The 21088-nt window shown below is 61.5% G+C and carries 21 protein-coding genes; 16 read left to right on the forward strand and 5 right to left on the reverse strand.

Going from position 1 to position 21088, the window contains the following annotated elements:
* The first annotated feature begins 3 nt into the window (after nt 1-3).
* Together nirD and HJB83_RS25310 are read left to right on the forward strand one after the other, a co-directional pair.
* Complete coding sequence (gene nirD, locus HJB83_RS25305) at nt 4-339, forward strand: nitrite reductase small subunit NirD (protein ID WP_207583933.1); 336 nt, start codon at nt 4-6, stop codon at nt 337-339.
* Nucleotides 340-2997 carry a nitrate reductase gene (locus HJB83_RS25310; protein WP_221132673.1) on the forward strand — a complete coding sequence of 886 codons (2658 nt, stop codon included), beginning with the start codon at nt 340-342 and terminating at the stop codon, nt 2995-2997.
* 27 nt (nt 2998-3024) lie between these two features.
* Here the strand turns inward: HJB83_RS25310 and HJB83_RS25315 are convergent, their stop codons facing one another.
* The gene (locus HJB83_RS25315; RefSeq protein WP_207583931.1) at nt 3025-3702 is read right to left on the reverse strand and encodes an HAD family hydrolase; all 678 of its coding nucleotides are present in this window, start codon (nt 3700-3702) and stop codon (nt 3025-3027) included.
* A 122-nt stretch (nt 3703-3824) separates the two neighbouring features.
* Nucleotides 3825-4136, reverse strand: coding sequence for a hypothetical protein (locus tag HJB83_RS25320; RefSeq protein ID WP_207584297.1), 312 nt, complete (start codon nt 4134-4136; stop codon nt 3825-3827).
* 203 nt (nt 4137-4339) lie between these two features.
* On the opposite strand from HJB83_RS25320, the gene HJB83_RS25325 reads away from it, so the two are divergent.
* The 5 genes from HJB83_RS25325 to HJB83_RS25345 all read left to right on the forward strand — a co-directional run bounded on the left by HJB83_RS25325 (nt 4340) and on the right by HJB83_RS25345 (nt 9801).
* A complete protein-coding gene (locus tag HJB83_RS25325) occupies nt 4340-4666 on the forward strand; it encodes a hypothetical protein (RefSeq protein ID WP_221132674.1) in 327 nt (108 codons plus the stop codon).
* A 155-nt stretch (nt 4667-4821) separates the two neighbouring features.
* Nucleotides 4822-6270, forward strand: a complete 1449-nt coding sequence (locus HJB83_RS25330; protein WP_221132675.1) for a deoxyribodipyrimidine photo-lyase — start codon at nt 4822-4824, stop codon at nt 6268-6270.
* The gene (locus HJB83_RS25335) at nt 6267-7598 is read left to right on the forward strand and encodes an NAD(P)/FAD-dependent oxidoreductase (RefSeq protein WP_221132676.1); all 1332 of its coding nucleotides are present in this window, start codon (nt 6267-6269) and stop codon (nt 7596-7598) included. Before HJB83_RS25330 ends, HJB83_RS25335 begins: the two co-directional genes overlap by 4 nt.
* On the forward strand, nt 7595-8446 hold the full coding sequence (locus HJB83_RS25340; RefSeq protein WP_221132677.1) for a DUF1365 domain-containing protein: 852 nt from the start codon (nt 7595-7597) through the stop codon (nt 8444-8446). Before HJB83_RS25335 ends, HJB83_RS25340 begins: the two co-directional genes overlap by 4 nt.
* Before the next feature lie 95 nt (nt 8447-8541).
* Nucleotides 8542-9801 carry a cyclopropane-fatty-acyl-phospholipid synthase family protein gene (locus HJB83_RS25345; protein WP_221132678.1) on the forward strand — a complete coding sequence of 420 codons (1260 nt, stop codon included), beginning with the start codon at nt 8542-8544 and terminating at the stop codon, nt 9799-9801.
* Here the strand turns inward: HJB83_RS25345 and HJB83_RS25350 are convergent, their stop codons facing one another.
* Together HJB83_RS25350 and HJB83_RS25355 are read right to left on the reverse strand one after the other, a co-directional pair.
* Nucleotides 9802-10635, reverse strand: coding sequence for an SDR family NAD(P)-dependent oxidoreductase (locus HJB83_RS25350; RefSeq protein ID WP_221116301.1), 834 nt, complete (start codon nt 10633-10635; stop codon nt 9802-9804).
* A gap of 99 nt (nt 10636-10734) precedes the next feature.
* A complete protein-coding gene (locus HJB83_RS25355) occupies nt 10735-11394 on the reverse strand; it encodes a ChrR family anti-sigma-E factor (protein ID WP_221116300.1) in 660 nt (219 codons plus the stop codon).
* A gap of 226 nt (nt 11395-11620) precedes the next feature.
* Here HJB83_RS25355 and HJB83_RS25360 point away from each other — a divergent pair, with 226 nt between their 5' ends.
* The 5 genes from HJB83_RS25360 to HJB83_RS25380 all read left to right on the forward strand — a co-directional run bounded on the left by HJB83_RS25360 (nt 11621) and on the right by HJB83_RS25380 (nt 15670).
* Nucleotides 11621-12658, forward strand: coding sequence for a cysteine synthase A (locus tag HJB83_RS25360; RefSeq protein ID WP_221116299.1), 1038 nt, complete (start codon nt 11621-11623; stop codon nt 12656-12658).
* Between the two features lie 6 nt (nt 12659-12664).
* Entirely contained in the window at nt 12665-13402 is a 738-nt protein-coding gene (locus HJB83_RS25365; RefSeq protein WP_207583922.1) for an alanyl-tRNA editing protein, read from the forward strand.
* 18 nt (nt 13403-13420) lie between these two features.
* Nucleotides 13421-14290 carry a 3-mercaptopyruvate sulfurtransferase gene (gene sseA, locus HJB83_RS25370; protein ID WP_207583921.1) on the forward strand — a complete coding sequence of 290 codons (870 nt, stop codon included), beginning with the start codon at nt 13421-13423 and terminating at the stop codon, nt 14288-14290.
* A 5-nt stretch (nt 14291-14295) separates the two neighbouring features.
* Complete coding sequence (locus tag HJB83_RS25375; RefSeq protein ID WP_207583920.1) at nt 14296-14856, forward strand: GNAT family N-acetyltransferase; 561 nt, start codon at nt 14296-14298, stop codon at nt 14854-14856.
* A gap of 310 nt (nt 14857-15166) precedes the next feature.
* The gene (locus HJB83_RS25380) at nt 15167-15670 is read left to right on the forward strand and encodes a DUF1203 domain-containing protein (RefSeq protein ID WP_221132679.1); all 504 of its coding nucleotides are present in this window, start codon (nt 15167-15169) and stop codon (nt 15668-15670) included.
* A 16-nt stretch (nt 15671-15686) separates the two neighbouring features.
* Here HJB83_RS25380 and ald read toward each other — a convergent pair whose 3' ends face one another.
* A complete protein-coding gene (ald, locus tag HJB83_RS25385; protein ID WP_207583918.1) occupies nt 15687-16805 on the reverse strand; it encodes an alanine dehydrogenase in 1119 nt (372 codons plus the stop codon).
* A 154-nt stretch (nt 16806-16959) separates the two neighbouring features.
* On the opposite strand from ald, the gene HJB83_RS25390 reads away from it, so the two are divergent.
* The 4 genes from HJB83_RS25390 (at nt 16960) to HJB83_RS25405 (ending at nt 21050) form a co-directional block, all read left to right on the forward strand.
* Nucleotides 16960-17421: an Lrp/AsnC family transcriptional regulator gene (locus HJB83_RS25390; RefSeq protein WP_207583917.1), complete on the forward strand. Its 462-nt coding sequence runs from the start codon at nt 16960-16962 to the stop codon at nt 17419-17421.
* A 72-nt stretch (nt 17422-17493) separates the two neighbouring features.
* Nucleotides 17494-18375 carry a DMT family transporter gene (locus HJB83_RS25395; protein WP_221116296.1) on the forward strand — a complete coding sequence of 294 codons (882 nt, stop codon included), beginning with the start codon at nt 17494-17496 and terminating at the stop codon, nt 18373-18375.
* Nucleotides 18376-18459: 84 nt separating this feature from the next.
* Complete coding sequence (locus tag HJB83_RS25400; RefSeq protein ID WP_221116295.1) at nt 18460-18861, forward strand: PilZ domain-containing protein; 402 nt, start codon at nt 18460-18462, stop codon at nt 18859-18861.
* 200 nt (nt 18862-19061) lie between these two features.
* The gene (locus HJB83_RS25405; protein WP_221132680.1) at nt 19062-21050 is read left to right on the forward strand and encodes a bifunctional 2',3'-cyclic-nucleotide 2'-phosphodiesterase/3'-nucleotidase; all 1989 of its coding nucleotides are present in this window, start codon (nt 19062-19064) and stop codon (nt 21048-21050) included.
* Nucleotides 21051-21088 lie beyond the last annotated feature (38 nt).

The following is a 21088-nucleotide window of genomic DNA, read 5'->3' on the forward strand; positions in this document are numbered from 1 at the left end:
GAGATGGACATGAACTGGATCGCAATAGGCGACATCTCCGACATCCCGCTACGTGGGGCGCGTTGCGTAAAGACACCGCAGGGCAAAATCGCCGTCTTCCGCACCGCCGAAAACGAGGTCTTCGCCATCGAGGATCATTGCCCACACAAGGGCGGGCCGCTGTCTCAGGGCATCGTTCACGGCAAAGCCGTCACCTGCCCGCTGCACAACTGGGTGATCTCGCTGGAAACCGGCAAGGCTCTCGGTGCCGACCAGGGCGAGGTCCGGACGATACAGGTGCTGAACGAAGACGGCAGGCTGTTCATTGCCCTGGAAAGCCTGATGATGGCGGCGGAATAGATGGTAGCCGAGGTCAAGACCACCTGTCCCTATTGCGGCGTCGGCTGCGGCGTTCTCGCCACCGTCGACGAGGCAGGCTCAGTCAGCGTCAAGGGCGATCCCGAGCACCCGTCGAATTTCGGCCGGCTGTGCTCGAAGGGGTCGGCACTTGCCGAAACCATCGATCTCGATGGCCGGCTTCTCTACCCCGAAATCGCAGGCGAGCGCAGCGGTTGGGACGAGGCGCTGGATCTGGTCGCCCGGCGTTTTTCCGAAACGATCGCCGAACACGGGCCTGACTCCGTTGCCTTCTATGTCTCGGGCCAGTTGCTGACCGAGGACTATTACGTCGCCAACAAGCTGATGAAGGGTTTCATCGGCTCCGGCAATATCGATACCAATTCAAGGCTCTGCATGTCCTCCTCGGTGGCGGGGCATCGCCGCGCCTTCGGCGCCGACACGGTGCCCGGAACCTACGAGGATATCGAACTCGCCGATCTGGTGGTGCTCACCGGCTCCAACCTCGCCTGGTGTCATCCCGTCATCTACCAGCGGCTTGCCGCCGCAAAGGTGGCGCGGCCAAACATGCGCATCGTCGTCATCGATCCGCGCCGGACGATGACATGCGATATCGCCGACCTGCATCTGGCAATCCGCCCGGACGGCGACGTCGCGCTGTTCATGGGACTGCTTGCCCATCTCGCGACAAGCCCGGCAATCGACCAGAATTATATCGCTTCCCACACGGAAGATTTCGCCGACGCCTTTGCGGCTGCCGCGGCGCTTGATATCAACGATCTCCTGGAGCGGACCGGCCTGCCGGCCATGCAGATCCGGGAATTCTTCCGCCTGTTCGAGACCACGCCGAAAGTCGTGACCTGCTATAGCCAGGGCGTCAACCAATCCTCCTCCGGCACCGACAAGGTCAATGCGATTATCAACTGCCATCTGGCGACCGGCCGCATCGGCCGCCCAGGCATGGGACCGTTCTCGCTGACCGGCCAGCCGAACGCGATGGGCGGGCGCGAGGTCGGCGGTCTCGCCAATATGCTGGCCGCCCATATGGCGATCGAAAATCCGCAAGACCGGGACCGCGTGCAGCGCTTCTGGAATTCACCGGTCATCGCCGCAAAACCGGGCCTGAAGGCGGTCGACATGTTCCGCGCCGTGGCCGACGGGCGCATCAAGGCGCTCTGGATCATGGCCACCAATCCCGTCGTCTCGATGCCGGATGCCGACAGCGTCGAAAGCGCGATCGCCGCCTGTCCCTTCGTGGTCGTGTCCGACATCCTCAAAGAGACGGATACGACCCGGCACGCAGATGTGCTTCTACCCTCGCTCGGCTGGGGCGAAAAGGACGGCACCGTTACCAATTCCGAACGGCGCATTTCCAGGCAGCGGCCGTTTCTCGGCATATCAGGCGATGCCAAGGCCGACTGGTGGCAGCTTGCAGAGGTCGGACGCCGCATGGGATTTGCCGCCGCCTTCGCCTTTGAGGCGCCGGCCGCGATCTTCGCGGAACATGCAGCACTTTCCGCCTTCGAAAATAACGGCAGCCGCGATTTCGACATCGGCGCTCGCGCGGGCATAAGCGACGGCGCCTACGACGAACTGTCGCCCTTTCAATGGCCACAGGCGTCAGGAACCGAACCCGGCATCACCCGCTTCTTCGCCGAGGGCGGGTTTTTCCATGCCGACGGCAAGGCGCGCTTCGTCGCGGTGAAACCGCCGGCAACCGATCGCACCAATGCCGATTTCCCCTTCACGCTGAACACCGGGCGCGTCCGCGACCACTGGCACACGATGACGCGCACAGGAAAGAGCGCGCGGCTTTCCGCCCACATCGCCGAACCCTTTGCCGAGATCCACCCGCGCGACGCCATCGAGACCGGTATATCAAGCGCCGGCCTCGTCGAGATCGACAGTCCCCACGGAAAGGCGATCGTCCGGGCGCTGGTGACCGATCGCCAGGCACGCGGCGGCATCTTTGCGCCGATGCACTGGAACGACCAATTCGCCGCAAAAGCGCGGATCGACGCCGTGGTCGCGCCGATAACCGATCCGCTTTCCGGCCAGCCGGCGTCGAAGAACGTTGCCGTCGCCGTCCGACCCTTCCCCGCCACCCATTATGGCTTCGCCGTCTCGGCGACAAAACCGGCGACACCTGAGGCAGCCTATTGGGCGCTGGCGAAAGCCGACGGCGGCTGGCGGCTGGAACTTGCCTTCAGAAACACTGTCGAGGACTGGACGGCCTGGTGCCGCGCGGTTTTCGCCATTCCCGATGAAATCGAGCCGCTGGGTTATGCCGACCGGCAATCCGGCGACCTCAGGCTGGCCTTCTTCGATGGCGAGACCTTGCTCGCCGCGCTGTTCCTCGCCCGCGAACCGGTCGCCGTCGCCCGCAACTGGGCGATCTCGCAGCTTTCCGCCTCGCATGGCGACCTCAGGAAACGCTTTGCACTCGTCGCAGGCCGTCCCGGCGCCGGCAGACCGGATCCGGGCGCCACCGTCTGCTCCTGCTTCAGCGTCGGGGTCAACCAGATCGCTGCCGCCGTGCACGGCGGATGCCACAGCGTCGAGACTGTCGGCAAGGAAACGAGTGCTGGTACCAATTGCGGATCCTGCCGCAGCGAAATCGGCAGCATCATCGATCGCTGTCTTGCCGCTGCCGCGGAGTGAACGGCAGGAAACGTCACGCGGCTGCTATCAGGCCGCGTTCGGGACGATGAACATCTTATGGTCGGCTGAGATACGCACCGAAATCTCGTCATAGGATGCGAGGGTCGGATGCCGCGTCTCTATCTTGTGGTGATGAGCAGCGGTGACGACCATGACATCGGCGCCGGCGGCCTCGCCGGCAACGATGCCGGCTGCGACATCCTCGAACACCAGGCAATCATGGGTGCTGACGCCGAGCCGTTCGGCGCCCAGAATATAACATTGCGGATCGGGTTTACCGACCTTCACATCCTCCGCCGTCACCATGAATTTCGGCACCGGCAAGCCTGCCGCCTCCAGCCGCCGATGGGCAAGACGCAACGGCGAGGATGTAACGATCGCCCAGCGATCCGGAGGCAGTGAACTCAGGAATGTCGCAGCACCGGGAATGGCAACGACGTCGCTGACATCGGCGATTTCGGCTTCGGTCACCAGCCTGGATTCATGTTCGGGGTCCACCCCGGGCAGGTTCAGCCGGGTGATCGTGTCAATGCCACGCGATCCGTGCATCTTCGGCAAAAAGGTGGCGACATCGAGCCCGTGACGCCTTGCCCAGTCGCTCCATGCACGCTCGGCCGCCTGGATCGAATTGAGAATGGTGCCATCCATATCGAACAGGAAGGCGGCATAAGGCTTCTCGAAGCCACGGGGCATCGGCAGGGACAAAACGTAGATCCTTTTAAGGAGGAATTTCGGACGGTCGTTGCTATCGCTTGATAACGGCAAATTATTGCATTTTGCAAGCTTGCGGAAAGACGACGGCCGCTCTTGAGAAGGCAAAAACCGCCTTAGAAAGCCGTGCGGGTGGCCAGTAAGCCGCAGGAGAGTCGGAGACCGATCGAGTCGTGGCAGAGGGTATCGGTGCTGGCGGCGAGCTCCCGCGCGACCGGAGTATCGGCGCGCAGCTCGGCTTGCGCGGTTGGATCGACGCGCATCGGAGTGGCGGTCCATAGCGAGGGGCGGCTGACGTCGATTGAAGAAATCCTGTCCTTCTCGCGGCCCACGGCAGAGGACGCGATCGCCATGCCGCTTGCTGTCAAGGCGAGTGCAAGGGCAATCTGGAGGCCCAAATCTGCGGCCTCGCGAGAGGAAATGAACATAGCGGCCTCATGCTGCCGGTTTTCAGCGTTTATCCAGCAATTAAGGCAAGCGGCGATGCCGATCCAGCGGCTTCGCCCGTTAAGGTTTATGCGTAACCATGCAAGGTTCGCGTAAAAGTTTTTTTGGCAAATTTCGGAACAATGATTCCAGCGGGCGGTTACCCGAGGGCCACCCAAGATGAAAATCAAAGGAGGATATCCTCATGACCAAGTCCCTTATTGCCGCTTGGCTGCTTGCGATCGGCATGGCATCGTCTGCCTTTGGCCAGTCGAACCCCGACCCGATCGGTCCGACGAATGGCGGCTCGACCGATCCGAGTTCAGGTAGCTATTCATCCGATTACACCAACAGTGACAACGGCATGTATCCGGTGCGCAGCACGACGGTCGACCCGATGACGACACAAAGCATCGGCCGTCCGCAATCGATGGAATGCCCCGGCATGCCGCAACAGATGTCCGGCGTCGACACCCGCGGCGGTCAGAGCGGCGCATCGATCAGCGACGCCTGCCGCGAGTACGACAACTAACAGGCACCCTCCGCTGACAGAAAAGGCCGGTTCACGCCGGCCTTTTTCATGTCGCGACGGCGATGCAAAGCTTGTTCTCGCGGATGAAACTTTTGATCCGGCCGTTCCGTACATTCGTAGCAGGTCGAAAAGAACACAAGCAGGGAACGGCTTTATTGGCACAGGACGCGGCAAAACCGGCCATTCTCTGGTTTCGCAAGGACTTGCGCCTTGACGACAACCAGGCTCTCAATGCAGCCGATCTCTCCGGCCGGCCGGTCATCCCCCTCTATATAAACGAGCCCACGGCAGGCACCGGTCCACTGGGCGCTGCGCAAAGCTGGTGGCTGCACCATTCGCTGGAAGCGCTCGACAGGTCGTTGCGCAAGCAGCAGGGAGGACTGGTGCTTGCCAGCGGCGAGGCCCTCGAGGTGCTCTGCGCTTTGATCAGGGAGAGTGGTGCCGAAGCCGTCTTCTGGAACCGCCGCTACGATCCATCCGGAATCGCCATCGATATCCAAATCAAGCACGAACTGGAAAAGCAGGCGATCGAGGCGAGAAGCTTCGGCGGCCAGCTGCTGCACGAACCTTCCCGGCTGATGACCGGCGCCGGCACACCCTATCGCATCTACACGCCTTTCTGGCGGGCGCTGGAGGCCGCCGGCGAACCAGAGCGGCCGCTCGCCGCGCCTGCGAAACTAAGGCTGGCCTCGCAGCTTCTAAAATCCGAAAGGCCGGAGAGCTGGAGACTGCTGCCGACGAAGCCGAACTGGGCGAAGGGTTTTGGCGATCTCTGGACGCCGGGCGAAGAAGGTGCGCAGCAGAACCTACGTGACTTCGTCGAGGAAGCGCTCGATGGCTACAAAGAGAACCGCGACTATCCTGCGAAGCAAGCGACATCGATGCTGTCACCGCATCTGGCACTTGGCGAGATCTCCCCTGCCCGTATCTGGGATGCGACACGCGGTCTTACGAGCCAAGTGCCGGCGGCCGATATCGTGCATTTCCGCAAGGAGATCGCCTGGCGCGAATTTTCCTATCACCTGCTTTTCCATTTCCCGCAGCTTGCCTCTGAAAACTGGAACAATCGATTCGACGGCTTCGAATGGCGCAACGACGATGACGATTTCAACGCGTGGCGCCGGGGGGTGACCGGCTACCCGATCGTCGATGCCGGCATGCGCCAGCTCTGGCACCATGGCTGGATGCACAATCGCGTACGCATGATCGTCGCCTCATTCCTCATCAAGGATCTGATGGTCGACTGGCGCCGGGGCGAGGCCTGGTTTCGCGACACGCTGGTCGATGCCGATCCCGCCAACAACGCCGCAAGCTGGCAGTGGGTGGCTGGCTCAGGAGCCGATGCCTCACCGTTTTTCCGGATCTTCAATCCGGTGCTGCAGGGCCAGACCTTCGATCCGGACGGTGACTATATCAGAGCTCATGTGCCGGAGCTTCGAGAGCTCGGGGCAAAATACATCCATCGGCCGTTCGAAGCGCCAAAGAGCATGCTCGACGAGGCAGGCATCACGCTTGGCCAAACCTATCCGAAACCGATCGTCGACCACACGCGCGCGCGCAACCGGGCGCTCGCCGCCTACAACGCCACAAAGGACGCCACATGAACGCGCACTTGCGTCCTGCTCCCCGCCGGCTGAAGATCGCCATCATCGGCTCCGGCATCTCGGGCGCCTCCGCGGCCTGGGCGCTGTGTCAGGTACACGACGTTACGCTCTACGAGAGCCAAGCGCGGGCGGGCGGCCACACGGCGACGGTCGACGTCGATTACGATGGGGTTCGGATTGCGGTCGATACCGGCTTCATCGTCTATAACGAACAGAATTACCCAAATCTGACGACGCTCTTTGCCGAGCTCGGCATCGCCACGCATGCAAGCGACATGAGCTTTTCGCTCTCACTCGACCGCGGCAGACTGGAATGGTGCGGCGGCGGGCTGTCTTCGATCTTCGCACAGAAGCGCAATCTGCTGCGGCCGTCGTTCCTGTGGATGATTCGTGAGATCCTGCGCTTCAACCGCACCTGCCTCGAAGACCGGGCGGCCGGCCATCTCGCCTCCCGTTCGATCGGCGATTATCTCGACTGGCGCGGCTTTTCGCCGGGTTTCACCAACAACTATCTCCTGCCGATGGCGGCGGCCATCTGGTCGACGCCGTCCGCCCGCATGCTGCAGTTTCCCGCCGAACATTTCGTCAATTTCTTCGACAACCACCGGCTGATCTATCGCCGGCAGCACCAGTGGCGGACGGTGACCGGCGGCAGCCGCACCTATCTCGACCGGCTGCTTCAGCCGCTCGGCGAACGGATGAAGCTTTCCTGCGGCGTGCGCAGCGTGCGCCGCTCCGCGAGCGGCATCGCGATCATTGACGATACGGGCAGCGAACACGCCTTCGACAAAGTGATCTTGGCTTGCCACAGCGACCAGGCAGCCCGCCTGCTCGTCGATGCTACCGACGGGGAAAGGAGACTGCTTGCCGCCATCCCCTATCAGCCAAACCGCGTCGTCCTGCACCGCGACGAGGCCCTTATGCCGCAGCGGCGCAAGGTCTGGGCTTCGTGGAACTATCTGCGTTCCAGCCGCGTAGATGGAAAGGCAGGCGTGGCCGTCACCTACTGGATGAACAGGCTGCAGGGCATCGACGACAATTTTCCGCTGTTCGTGACGCTCAATCCGGATCGTGAGCCGGACCCCCGCAGGGTTTTTGCGGAATTCGCCTACGAGCATCCGCAATTTTCGACCGAAGCGGTGAAGGCGCAGCAGGCGCTTGCCGCCATTCAGGGAGAGAACAATTGCCATTTCGCCGGCGCCTGGACGGGATATGGATTTCACGAGGATGGCCTCGTTTCCGGCCTGGCGGCAGCGGAGGCGATGGGCGGCATCATCCCCTGGCGGACGGTCCGAATCTGGGAACCTCAACCGGATGCAACAGCATGAGAGGACGCGGCGAAAAGCGTGGCATGGACACGGTGGCCAACGGCCCGCCACCGGATGCGGCGGCAGCACTCTATGTCGGCGACATCATGCATCAACGGATGAAACCGTTCGGCCATCGCTTCCGCTACCGCGTCTTCTCGCTGCTTGTCGATCTTGATCGGCTCGATGAGGCGGACCTGGCGTCGATGCTGTTTTCCGTCAACAGAGGCAATCTCGTGTCGTTTTACGAAAGGGACCATGCCGATGCCTGCAACACGCGACTACGCATCTATGCCGACCGGCTGCTGACCCAAGCGGGGCTCGATCGCGCCGACAGGATCCTGCTCGTCTGCTATCCCCGAATTCTCGGCTATGTCTTCAACCCGCTCTGCGTCTACCACGCCTATGATGCCGGTGGCGCACTCGTCGCGATGATCTACGAGGTGCGCAACACCTTCGGCGAGCGGCACAGCTATGTCTGTCCCGTCGGCCGCGGCGAGATGTCGGAAAGCGGGCTTCGCCAGAGCTGCGAAAAGCTCTTCCACGTCTCGCCCTTCATCGGTGTGGTGGGGCGCTATCATTTCCGCATCTTGCCGCCCGGCGCGGAAATCCGCTGGCGAATCCTCGAAACCGACAATGAAGGCCCGCTGCTTTCGGCGACGTATTCCGGGCGACAAGAGCCCTTGACCAGCGCCTCGCTGCTAAGGCTGACGGCGTACATACCTTTCCTCACCGTCAAAATCGTGGCCGGTATACATTGGGAAGCGCTGAAACTCTGGCTGAAAGGCGCGCGCTATATCAGGCGTCCGGCCCCGCCGCCTGAAGTCAGCATCCACCAGCCCTGCCCGCTTGCAGACGCGGCGGAATGACATTAGCTTTCGATGTAATGGCCGGAGGCCGCCCGAACACATCGTCACGGATGTATCGTCGCCCCTAACCGGCAAAAAATGCTGGAGGAGGAGAGATGAGTAAGGCGCAGGACTGGAATCTGCTGGCTCGTGATGCGGTGACGCTGACGGCCGAAAACATGTCCCGCATGGTGAAAGGTCTGCCCTTCAAGGCAAAGCTGGCTGTGCGCGGACTTCTGCACATGCAGCACGGTTCGCTTGCCGTTACCCTCCCCGACGGCCGCAGACTGTTGGTCGAGGGCAGGAAGGCCGGTCCAAAGGCGGCGCTCAGCCTCCACAACTGGAATCTTGCCTATCGGGCGCTGACGAGCGGCACGATCGGGGTTGCCGAAACCTATATGGACGGCGATTGGGACAGCCCCGACATCGCCGCCTTCCTTGAACTCTTCCTCGTCAACGGCGAGGCCGTCTACAGCTATGCGCATGGCAAGGGCGGCCTTGGCCGCCTCTTCGAGCGCGTCCGCCATTGGATGAACACCAATACCAGGACGGGCTCGAAGCGGAACATTTCCGCCCACTACGATCTCGGCAACGATTTCTACAAGCAATGGCTCGATCCGAGCATGACCTATTCCTCGGCACTCTATTCGACCGGGGCCAACGACCTGCAATCGGCGCAGAATGCCAAATACCGCGCGCTCGCGGAGGCGACCGGCATCGGGCCTGGGGATCACGTGCTGGAGATCGGCTGCGGCTGGGGTGGTTTTGCCGAATTCGCAGCAGGCGAGCTGAATTGCAAGGTGACCGGGCTGACGATCAGCCGCGAGCAGCTCGCCTTCGCCGAGGAGCGCATCCGCAAAGCCGGCCTCGGCGACCGCGTCGAGTTCCGTTTCCAGGACTACCGCGACGAGACCGGGCTCTATGACCGGATCGTCTCGATCGAGATGTTCGAAGCAGTCGGCGAGAAATACTGGCCATCCTATTTTTCCAAGCTCAGGCAATGCCTGAAGCCGGGCGGCAAGGCAGGCCTGCAGATCATCACCATCCAGCCAGAATCCTTCGACCAGTATCGCAGCAATCCCGACTTCATCCAGAAATATGTCTTTCCCGGCGGCATGCTGCCGACGCGCAACCATCTGGCCGAACTCGCCGGCAAGGTCGACCTGTCGCTGGACAAGGATTTCGGCTTCGGGCTCGACTATGCGCGCACGCTTGCCGAATGGCGCGAGCGCTTCTGGTCGGTCTGGGAGCGCATCCGCCCGATGGGCTTCGACGAGCGTTTCAAGCGGCTCTGGGAATTCTACCTGTTCTATTGCGAGGCCGGCTTCCGCGCCCGCAATATCGATGTGCGCCAGGTCGTGTTGTCGCGCCGGTGATCATTCCGCTAAATGCGGCGTCACCGAATGGTGACCAGTCAATGGCGGCCGCTCCCGCCAGCCGGTCACTCGGTTCACCAGCGTGAAATAAGCACCATAGGGGAGTAGGCGCGCCAGTTTCAGCATGGTGGTGAAGCGCTTCGGGAACGTGATCTCGAAGGCCCGCAATTTCAGCCCGGCGGCAATCTGCCGGGCTGCGTCTTCGGGCGACACCAAGGCCGGCATCGGAAAGGCGTTCTTCCTCGTCGCCGGCGTATCGACGAAGCCTGGGCTGACGAGCTGGATGCGGATGCCGATCTTGTCGAGATCGAATTTCAGGCTTTCGGCCATATTGATCAGCGCCGCCTTGGTGGCGCCGTAGGCCGCACCCGTAGGCAGGCCGCCATAGCCAGTGACGGAGGAGACGATGGCGATCTGCCCCTGGCCTTTCGCCTTCATATGGCCGATCGCCGGCAGCAGACAGTTGACGACGCCGGAAAGATTGACGGCAAAGCTTTTTTCGAAATCGGCGCGGTTCAGGTCCTCGGCATGGACCGGCAGGTAGACGCCGGCATTGAGGATCGCCATGGCGAGCGTGCCATGCTCATATTCGATGGAGGCCATGACATGTTCCATGTCCTCGGCATCGGTGACGTCGCCGTCGAGAACCACGATACTGCCGGAAAGACCGCTGGCTTCGGCCTGCAGCTCGACCAGCTTTTCGTGACGTCTGGCGGTAACGGCGACCTTGTATCCTTCGGCCGCGAGCTTCAGCGCAAGCGCCCGGCCGATCCCGGAACTTGCCCCGGTGATCCAGACGATTCCATGTTCGGGACGGGCGATGAAATCATGCATCACATGTTCCTCCGGCTCTGCCTGACCAACACGAAAACAGGTCCGGAAGTTCGCTGCGTCTCCCGGATTTATGGCTCTATCACACCATTGTGGCTGCTTTCAGCCAATCAGGTCGCCGATCATCTGACGAAAGGATCCCGTCAGTCTGACCGGCCCGTCCGAAACGGCAAAGGCGATGCAAGGCCTGTCCTTTTCGGCGACCGGTCGGTGGTCGACCGTCTCGTCGGCGATGGAGATGTCGCCGGGGCCGAAACGGCCGCGTTCATCGTTGAAGGCGCCGTCGAGGATGAGGATGAGTTCCATGCCTTTGTGGGTATGCGCCGGCAAGGCACGGCCCGGGCGGATCCACATCAGGTTGACCTCGCAGCCGTCCATATCGAAGCAATATTCCTTGAAGCCCGGCAAGCGCTTGCGCCAGGGCACATCCTCGACCTCGCAGCCGACGAGATCGCGCAACGCTTGGGGAAACAGTACGTTTTCCGGCCGCGCTACCGCACGTGGCACAGAGACGGGAGGCGCCGAGGAAAAGATCGCCGAAAGCCGCCGGTCGCGATCGGCAATGGCAGCAACAGGCGCGCTTTCCAGGGCCTCCCCGGCCAGCAGCTCGAGGCTTTTCACCAAGCTGCGATTATCCGGCGTCATTTCGAGATGGGACCGCACCAACACGCGCGCCGGCTCGGGCAAGGAGCCGGCGACATAATGCGCCATCAATGCATCGATCGTATCGATCTGCTCGTGAATCATGCCGGTTTCGGTCACGCCCTGTTGCCGCGCTCCGTTTTCGCTTTGTCGTCATCCGTACGGGGAAAGTCAATCTTCGGATCACTCCGCGCACGGTGGGATTGTCGGCTACGCGTCATTTCAGGGGAGGAAGGCCAAATTTTATCGTGCCCGACAGAGGCGTGGAATAGCATTTCTTGCCAACTCAGCCTTGTGAAGGGAAAAGACCGTTCCTAAAGTAAGAGTTCGAATAGAGGCAGATTCCATGACCTTCCACCCTTCCGTCCTCGAAGCCATCGGCAACACGCCCCTGATCAAACTCAAGGGCGCGTCGGCGGCGACCGGCTGCACCATTCTCGGCAAGGCGGAGTTCCTGAACCCCGGCCAGTCGGTGAAGGATCGCGCCGCGCTCTTTATCATCCGCGACGCAGAGCGGAAGGGCCTGCTTCGGCCCGGCGGCGTGATCGTTGAAGGCACGGCCGGCAACACGGGTATCGGGCTGACGCTGGTCGCCAAGGCGCTCGGCTACCGCACCGTTATCGTCATCCCGGAAACGCAGAGCCAGGAAAAGAAGGACGCTCTGAAACTGCTCGGCGCCGAACTCGTCGAGGTGCCCGCCGTTCCCTACAGGAACCCTAACAACTACGTGAAGGTTTCCGGCCGGCTCGCCGAGCAGTTGGCGAAGACCGAACCGAACGGGGCGATCTGGGCAAACCAGTTCGACAACGTCGCCAACCGGCAGGCGCATATCGAAACGACCGCTCCAGAGATCTGGAACGATACCGACGGCAAGATCGACGGCTTCATCTGCTCGGTCGGTTCCGGCGGCACGCTGGCAGGTGTCGCTACCGGCCTCAAGGCTTTCAAGGCAGACGTCAAGATCGGCATTGCCGATCCCGATGGCGCCGCTCTCTATGAATTCTACCAGAACGGCGCGCTGAAATCCGAGGGCTCCTCGATCACCGAGGGCATCGGACAGGGCCGCATCACTGCCAATCTCGAAGGCTTCACCCCCGATTTTTCCTATCGGGTGTCCGATGCAGAAGCGCTTCCCTATCTTTTTGATCTCGTCGAAAACGAGGGCCTGTGCCTTGGCGGCTCGACGGCGATCAACATTGCCGGCGCGGTCAATCTCGCCCGGGATCTAGGCCCCGGCCACACCGTGGTGACGATCCTCTGCGATTACGGCAACCGCTATCAGTCAAAGCTCTTCAACCCGGACTTCCTGACGTCGAAGGGGCTGCCCGTTCCAAGCTGGATGGCCGCGTCACCCGATATAAACGTTCCCTACGAGCCCGCGTGAGATCCCATGCCCGTCAATGCCCTCTATCGTGACGACTTCTATCTTTCGACATGCGAGGCGGTCGTCACCGCCGTTCACGAAGATGGGGGCATCGAACTGGACCAGACCTGCTTCTATGCGACATCCGGCGGCCAGCCGGGTGATACAGGCGAGCTTGAACGCGCCGACGGCACCAAGATCGCCCTTGGCCAGACGAAGCACGGTCCGAGCAAGGATATCGTCATCCACGTGCCACTTGAAAACGAGCCGAAGCCCGTGGTCGGCGAGACGCTGGTGCTGCACCTCGACTGGCTGCGCCGCTACAGGCTGATGCGCATGCACACGGCCTGCCATCTGCTCTCAGTCGTCTGCTCCTTTCCGATCACCGGGGCTGCCGTCGGCGAGGAGGAAAGCCGCGTCGACTTCGACATGACCGAGACGATCGACAAAGACGAAGTCACGGCCAAGCTGATGGAACTGGTCGGTCAGAACCATCCGGTCACCCTGCAATGGATCACCGACGAAGAGCTTGCGGCCAATCCTGATATCGTCAAATCGAAGAATGTCCGCCCGCCGATGGGGCTCGGCCGCGTCAGCCTCGTCTGCATCGGCGAGAACTCGTCGATTGACAGCCAGCCCTGCGGCGGCACACATGTTTCCGAGACTCAGGAAGTCGGGCAGATCCACATCGCCAAGATCGAGAAGAAGGGCAAAGAGAACCGGCGCTTCCGCATCCGCTTCGGCACGCCCGGCGACGAAGCCTGACCATCAAGGGAGACCACAATGAGTGAGACCAAGAGCCGTTTCGTCGTGTCGGCCGACTGGCTGCAGGCGGAACTCGGGAAGCCGGACCTGCGCGTGCTGGACGCCTCCTTCTATCTGCCGGCGCAGAAACGCGATGCCGATGCCGAATATGCGGCCGGTCATGTTCCCGGTGCCATCCGCTTCGACCAGGACAAGATCGCCGACCACTCGACGTCGCTGCCGCACACGATCCCCTCGCCTGACTATTTCGCCGCCGAAGTCGGCCGGCTCGGCATCAGCGAAAACGATCGGATCGTCGTCTATGACGGCATTGGCCTGTTCGCCTCGCCGCGCGTCTGGTGGCTGTTCCGGGTGATGGGCGCGAAGAACGTCTTCGTGCTCGACGGCGGTCTCGACGGCTGGAGGGCCGAAGGCCGTCCGCTCGAAAGCACCGCACCCAACTATGCGCCAGCGAGTTTCACACCTGACTTCGACGAGAGCCGGGTGGTGACGCTCGATAGGATGCGTGATATCGTCTCGAGCGGTGCGATGCAGATTGCCGATGCCCGCAGCGCCGGCCGCTTCGCTGCTGCCGAGCCCGAGCCGCGCGCCGGCATGCGCTCCGGCCATATGCCGGGCGCCCGCAGCCTGCCCTCCGGTGCCTTCGCGAACCAGGGCCGGTTCAAGTCGCTGCCCGAACTGCGACAGACCATCGAGGATGCCGGCATCGATCTTTCCAAGCCTGTCGTCACCTCCTGCGGCTCAGGCATCACCGCAGCAATCATCACGCTGGCGCTGGAATCGCTCGGCCATCACGACAACAAACTTTACGACGGCTCGTGGAGCGAATGGGGCAGCCGTGACGATACGCCTATCGTCACCGGCCCGCCGACGCCGGTCAAAGCCTGATCGCCATGGGGAAAACACCCGCGTCGCTCAAAGCGCATATCACCCGGCTGGAAATGACGGCGCCGCCGAAGGCGAGCATGCCGGTGCCCGTCAATATCCAGACGGCGATCATGCGCGCTCCCGAGATCCCCTTGCCCTTTTACCGCTATCTGTACCGGCAGGTCGGCGCGCGCTGGCAATGGGTGGACCGGTTGCGCATGAGCGACGAGCAGCTTGCCGAGACGTTGAACGACAAGCGCAACAATATCAGCGTCCTCTACGTCAACGGCGCGCCCGCCGGCTTCTACGAATATTTCTGCGAGGACGAAGATACGATCGAGCTCAGCCATTTCGGCCTGATCGAACACGCGCTCGGCCTCGGCATCGGCAAATGGTTCCTGCTGCAGGCGCTATACGCCATCTGGTCGCTCAATCCGAAGCGGGTCACCACCACAACAAACAACCTCGACCACCCGCGCGCACTGCAGCTCTACCAGATGTACGGCTTCTCCCCGGTCTCGACCGGCACCGGCATCGTCCGGCCGCTGAGCGACAAGGAGCTGCTGGAGATGGCGCGGAAAAGCTGACTGTTTGGTTTACCTTCCTGTGCCTGTCACAGGAATCCAGACACGGCGCGTCTGCGCCGGGAATGAAGCAATCCCACAAAGGAAAGCGTCTATCGCGCCCAAGGACTTGGGCGCACTGGAATCCTGTGACGAGCATAGGAATGAGGGAAGAGAGGTGGAAACTTCTCTTCAAAGGTCGATGAATTGGCATGTCTGGCATCAAGTACGAGATTGTCCGCGGCGATCTCGACAAGCAATAGCACCCGCAAGAAACGGGTGGCTTGGGCGATGGTCCGGGTGCAATTTCATGGCGATCACAAGGAGATTTGCCGTGACCGCCATTCGTTTTGCCGCCATGCCGACCACTGACGCTGAACATCTCTGGAGCGGTGGCCGCGACGCATATGACAACCTGCCTGAGACGGTGGTTTCCGACGGTGACGGCAACCCTTGCCGCCACTGCCTGGGGAATATCGAAGAAGGCGAGGAGTTTCTGGTTTTCGCCTACCGGCCGTTCCCGGAGCTGCAGCCCTATGCCGAAACCGGGCCGATTTTCCTCCACAAGCAGCCCTGCCGACGCTACGCCGCCGAGGAGATCCAGCCGCCAATGTTGACGATGAGCCCCGACTTCATCGTCCGCGGCTATAGCAAGAACGACCGCATCGTCTATGGCACCGGCGCAGTGACTGATATCGCCAATATTCCGGCCTACGGCGAAAAGCTGCTGGCGCGGCCCGACATAGCCTATGTGCACGTGCGCTCGGCGCGCAACAACTGCTTCCAATGCCGGATCGACAAGGTAAAGACGCCGGTTCTTGCAGAGACCGGCGCCTAACCTATAGTCAGCTAGCTTACGCTACGTTCAGCACGCTTTCCGGCGCGAAAGCCTCGTAGCCGAGCGCCTCGGCGACCGGCTTGTTGGTGATGCGGCCCTTGTGCACGTTCAGGCCGTTCCGCAGATGTTTGTCTTCGGCGATGGCGCGCAGGCCGCGATCGGCAAGCGCCAGGCCGTGGACCAGCGTGGCATTGTTCAGGGCATGCGCCGAGGTGACCGGTACCGCGCCCGGCATGTTGGCGACGCAGTAATGCACGACGCCGTCGACCTCATAGGTCGGATCGGAATGGGTCGTCGCATGCGAGGTCTCGAAGCAGCCGCCCTGGTCGATGGCGACATCGACGATGACCGAGCCTTTCTTCATGCCGGATAGCATTTCGCGGGTGACGAGCTTCGGCGCGGCGGCACCTGGGATCAGCACGGCGCCGATAATGAGATCGGCCGTGAAGACTTCCTCCTCCAAAGCCTGGATGCTGGAATAACGCGTGTGGATGCGGCCTGCGAAGATATCGTCGAGCTGGCGCAGGCGCGGCAGCGACCGGTCGAGGATGCTGACATCGGCGCCGAGGCCGGCGGCCATCCTGGCGGCATGCAGTCCGACGACACCGCCGCCGATGACCGCAACCTTGGCCGGCAGAACGCCGGGCACGCCGCCGAGCAGGATGCCGAGGCCGCCATTGGCCTTCTGCAGGGCGGTGGCGCCCGCCTGGATCGACAGGCGGCCGGCAACCTCCGACATCGGCGCCAGCAGCGGCAGGCCGCCGCGTTCGTCGGTCACCGTCTCATAGGCGATCGCGGTGACGCCGGAGGCGATCAGACCCTTGGTCTGATCGGGATCGGGGGCCAGATGCAGATAGGTGTAGAGAAGCTGACCGTCGCGGAGCTGCGCCCATTCGGAGGGCTGCGGCTCCTTCACCTTGACGATCATATCGCATTTTTCAAAAATATCCTTGGCGGAGGCGGCGATCTTCGCGCCAGCCGCAGCATAGGCGCCGTCATCGGCGCCGATGCCGGCGCCCGCCTTGGTTTCAACCCAGACCTCATGGCCATGGGCAACATATTCACGCACCGAAGCCGGCGTCAGGCCGACACGGTATTCATGGTTCTTGATTTCCTTCGGGCAACCGACACGCATTTGCGTTCCTCTCATGTCATCCGCAGTCGCGGATTTCCTCGGACATTGAATCCAACCACCAAGGGCGTGAAATGTCCTTGCAAAGACGATTTGCGAAGAGGCGGTTTTTCGGTGATTATTGCGTACGCTCTATATTTTTTCGAAGGTTCTTCGAATGGCCGATCTGGATACCATCGATCTTGCGATTCTTAAGGTGCTGCAGGCCAATGCCCGCATCACCAATGCCGAGCTTGCCGAAAGGATCGGCCTGTCGCCTTCGGCCTGTTCGCGCCGCCTCGACATCCTCGAACGAAGCGGCGTCATCGGCGGCTATCATGCGCGGCTTTCGCACAAGGCGCTCGACTACAAGATGATCGCCATCGTGCATATCTCGCTGTCCGGCCAGTTCGCCAAGACGTTGGCCGAATTCGAGGCAGCGGTGAAACTCTGCCCGAACGTGCTCGTCTGTTACCTGATGTCGGGCGAATACGACTATATCCTCAGGGTCGCCGCCCGCGATCTCGAGGATTATGAGCGCATCCACCGCGATTGGCTGTCGGCCCTGCCCCATGTCGTCAAGATCAATTCGAGCTTCGCGCTCAGAGAAATCATCGACAAGCCGAATGTCGGGCTTTGAGCCCTTGCATATCCACGGAAAGCCTGCCCAGACTTTCGGTGCGCGCGGGCGTTTCCCGTTCATTGGCATGTGATGACATCGAAGACCCAAGGCTATATTTTCGTCCTGCTGGCGATCACCATCTTTTCGCTGCAGGACGCCATCTCGAAACATCTGGCAGCGACCTATCCGCCGATCTTCGTGACGATGATCCGCTATTGGGCTTTCGCGCTGTTCACGATCATCCTCGCCTCGAAGATGCGCGGCGGCATCAGGGCGACGGCCCGTACCAAACGCCCCATGCTTCAGGTGACGCGCGGCGTGCTGCTTGCCGTTCAGGTGGTTTTGGCCATCACTTGTTTTGCCGTGATCGGCCTTGCCCGCTCACAAGCGATCTTTTCCGCGACGCCGATCCTGATCGCACTGCTGTCGATGCCGATCCTCGGCGAGCGGGTTGGCTGGCGACGATGGATTGCAATTGGCGTCGGGCTTTTCGGGGTTTTGCTGATCCTGAAGCCGGAAGGCGAGTTTTTCGATGTGAAACTGCTACTCGCCGTCATTTCCTGCTTCAACTTCGCCTTCTACGTCATCGCCACGCGTCTCGTCAGCCGCGACGACTCGTCGATGACGAGCTTCTTCTATACCGGCGTCATCGGTGGCATCACGATGAGCATCATTGGCCCGTTCTACTGGAGCTCTATGTCGCGGGGAGACTGGGGCTGGATGGCGCTGGTGTGTATGACCAGCATTTCCAGCCACTATTTCTTGATCCGCGCCTACGATCTCCTAGATGCCGCCGCGGTTCAGCCGCTGACCTATCTGTCACTGGTCTACGCCTCGATCATCGGTGTGACGATCTATGACGAAACGCTCGGTATCAACACAATCATCGGCTCGATCATCGTCGTTTCCGCCGGGATCTTCACCATCTGGCGCGAGCATGTGGTGGGGCGCAGGACGGCCACAGCCAATTGACGTTTCACTGCAATTTTAGCCAAGCCCCTAAAACCATTTCAATTTTCGGGCGCTATGCTCCCTGGCTGTATCAGGGGAGAACATATGACCCGCAACTTGAAAATCACGGCCCGTAAGGCCGACCGGAAAAACTGCCGCGTCTTCGGCAGCGTCAAATATCTGAACAGCGAGGTGGATGCCCGCATCCTCAACCTGTCGGCGACCGGTGCCGCATTGGAGATGAAGACGCCGCTCCATGCCGCATCCGGCAGCAAGGTCCGTATCGAGGCTGAAAACCTTGGGATGCTCGAAGGCATCATCCGCTGGAAGCACAATGGCCGTGTCGGCATCCAGTTCGACGTGAATTCGAATGCGCGGGCGCAGGTCTCCTCCTATTTCCGCTTTTTCCATAAGGAAATACGGCCGGTGCTGGCGGTACGCCAACTTAGAACCCATACCAACGGCGATCGCCCACCTCATTTGGCGACGTTGACTCTGAAATCGTAAGGCTGCGGCGCTTCTGCGCCGCAGGGGCGGCCGAGATCGCGTCAGTCGCTGCGCTTGGCACTGGTGCCGAGCGCGCGTTGGAATCGGGTCGCCTTTCTCCGCGATTGTTTTGCCGTCCTGTCATTTTCGCAGTGTACTCCTTGTCAATTCGTCCTAATTCTGACGGGCCGGACGATGCATGATCTTTGAAGGAGAGTTCGATGTCTTCCATTTTCGACGTTGGCGTCATGAGCCGCCGTTCCCTGCTTGGCGGGCTTGCCGCCACTTCCGCCCTGGTGCTGCTGCATCCCTTCAGCGCACGCGCCAGCGCCAACCAGGCGCATCTCCGGCTGATGGAAACGACGGATATTCACGTCAACGTCTTCCCGTATGACTATTATGCCGACAAGCCGAACGACACGATGGGCCTGTCTCGCACCGGAACGATCATTGACGGCATCCGCGCGGAAGCCGTCAATTCGCTGCTGATCGACAATGGCGACGTGCTGCAGGGCAATCCGATGGGCGACTACATGGCCTATCAGCACGGCATGAAGGACGGCGACGTCCATCCCGTGATCAAGGCGATGAACACGCTCGGCTATACGGTGGGCACGCTCGGGAATCACGAGTTCAATTACGGGCTCGACTTCATGTTCAAGGTCCTATCAGGTGCAAACTTCCCCTTCGTCTGCGCCAACCTGACCAAGGGCCAGCTCGCCTCGGACCCGAGGCAGGACGATCTCTTCTTCAAGCCCTACCTTATCGTCGAAAAACAAATCAAGGACGGCGCCGGCAAGGAGAGCCCGGTCAAGATCGGCTTCATCGGCTTCGTACCGCCGCAGATCATGCTCTGGGATATCAAGAATCTCGAAGGCAAAGCGCAGACGCGTGACATCGTCGAGGCCGCCAAGGCCTGGGTTCCCGCCATGAAGGAAGCCGGCGCCGATATCGTCATCGCGCTTTCCCATTCCGGCATCGACGGAGCCGCGCCGTCCGAAAAGATGGAAAACGCCTCGCTGCATCTGGCCGCCGTCGATGGGATCGACGCGATCTTCACCGGCCACCAGCATCTCGTCTTCCCCGGCCCGAAGAGCTGGGATGGCATCGCCAATGCCGACCCCGTCAAGGGCACGCTGCACGGCAAGCCCGCGGTGATGGCAGGCTTCTGGGGTTCGCATCTCGGCCTGATCGACCTGCTGTTGGAAAAAGACGGCAACAGCTGGAAGATCGTCGACTTCACCGCGGAAGCCCGGCCGATCTATCATCGCGACGACAAAAAGAAGGTGGTTGCCGATTACGCCGACAAGAAGGACGTGGTCGACGCCGCCAAGGCCGAGCACGAGGCAACGCTTGCCTATGTGCGTACCCCCGTCGGCAAGACGTCGGCGCCGCTCTATTCCTACTTCGCGCTGGTCGCCGACGATCCCTCGGTGCAGGTCGTCTCCCAGGCCCAGACCTGGTACATCAAGCAGATGCTGGCCGACACCAAGTTCAAGGATCTGCCGGTGCTTTCGGCGGCGGCCCCCTTCAAGGCTGGCGGACGCGGCGGCGCCGACTACTACACCGACGTTCCGGCCGGCGATATCGCCATCAAGAACGTCGCCGACCTCTATCTCTACCCGAACACGGTGCAGGCCGTTGCCATCACCGGCGCACAGGTAAAGAACTGGCTCGAAATGTCGGCCGGCATGTTCAATCACATCGAGGCCGGCTCGAAGGACGCACCGCTGCTCAACAACGACTTCCCGTCCTACAATTTCGACGTCATCGACGGCGTGACCTATCAGATCGATCTGTCGCAGCCGCCGAAATATGATTCGTCCGGCAAGGCGATCAATCCGGATGCCAACCGCATCCAGAATCTCGCCTTCGACGGCAAGCCGATCGATCCCGCCCAGAAATTCGTGGTCGTCTCCAACAACTACCGCGCCGGCGGCGGTGGCAATTTCCCGGATATTGCCGCGGACAAGGTGATCTTCCAGGCGCCGGATACCAACCGCGACGTCATCGTCCGCTACATCCACGACCAGGGCACGATCAATCCGACGGCCGATGCGAACTGGACCTTCAAGCCGCTGCCGAGCACGACGGCGACCTTCGAGAGCGGCCCAAAGGCGAAGCAGTTCCTCGCGGCGGTCAAGAGCGTCAAGATCGAGGATGCCGGCGACGGCGCCGACGGTTTCTCGAAGTTCAGGCTGGTGCTTTAAGTGGAAAGAGATGCCGGCGAAGGCGCGCTCGCGCCTTC

The organism is Rhizobium sp. NZLR11 (genome assembly GCF_019685115.1).
GTDB lineage: Bacteria > Pseudomonadota > Alphaproteobacteria > Rhizobiales > Rhizobiaceae > Rhizobium.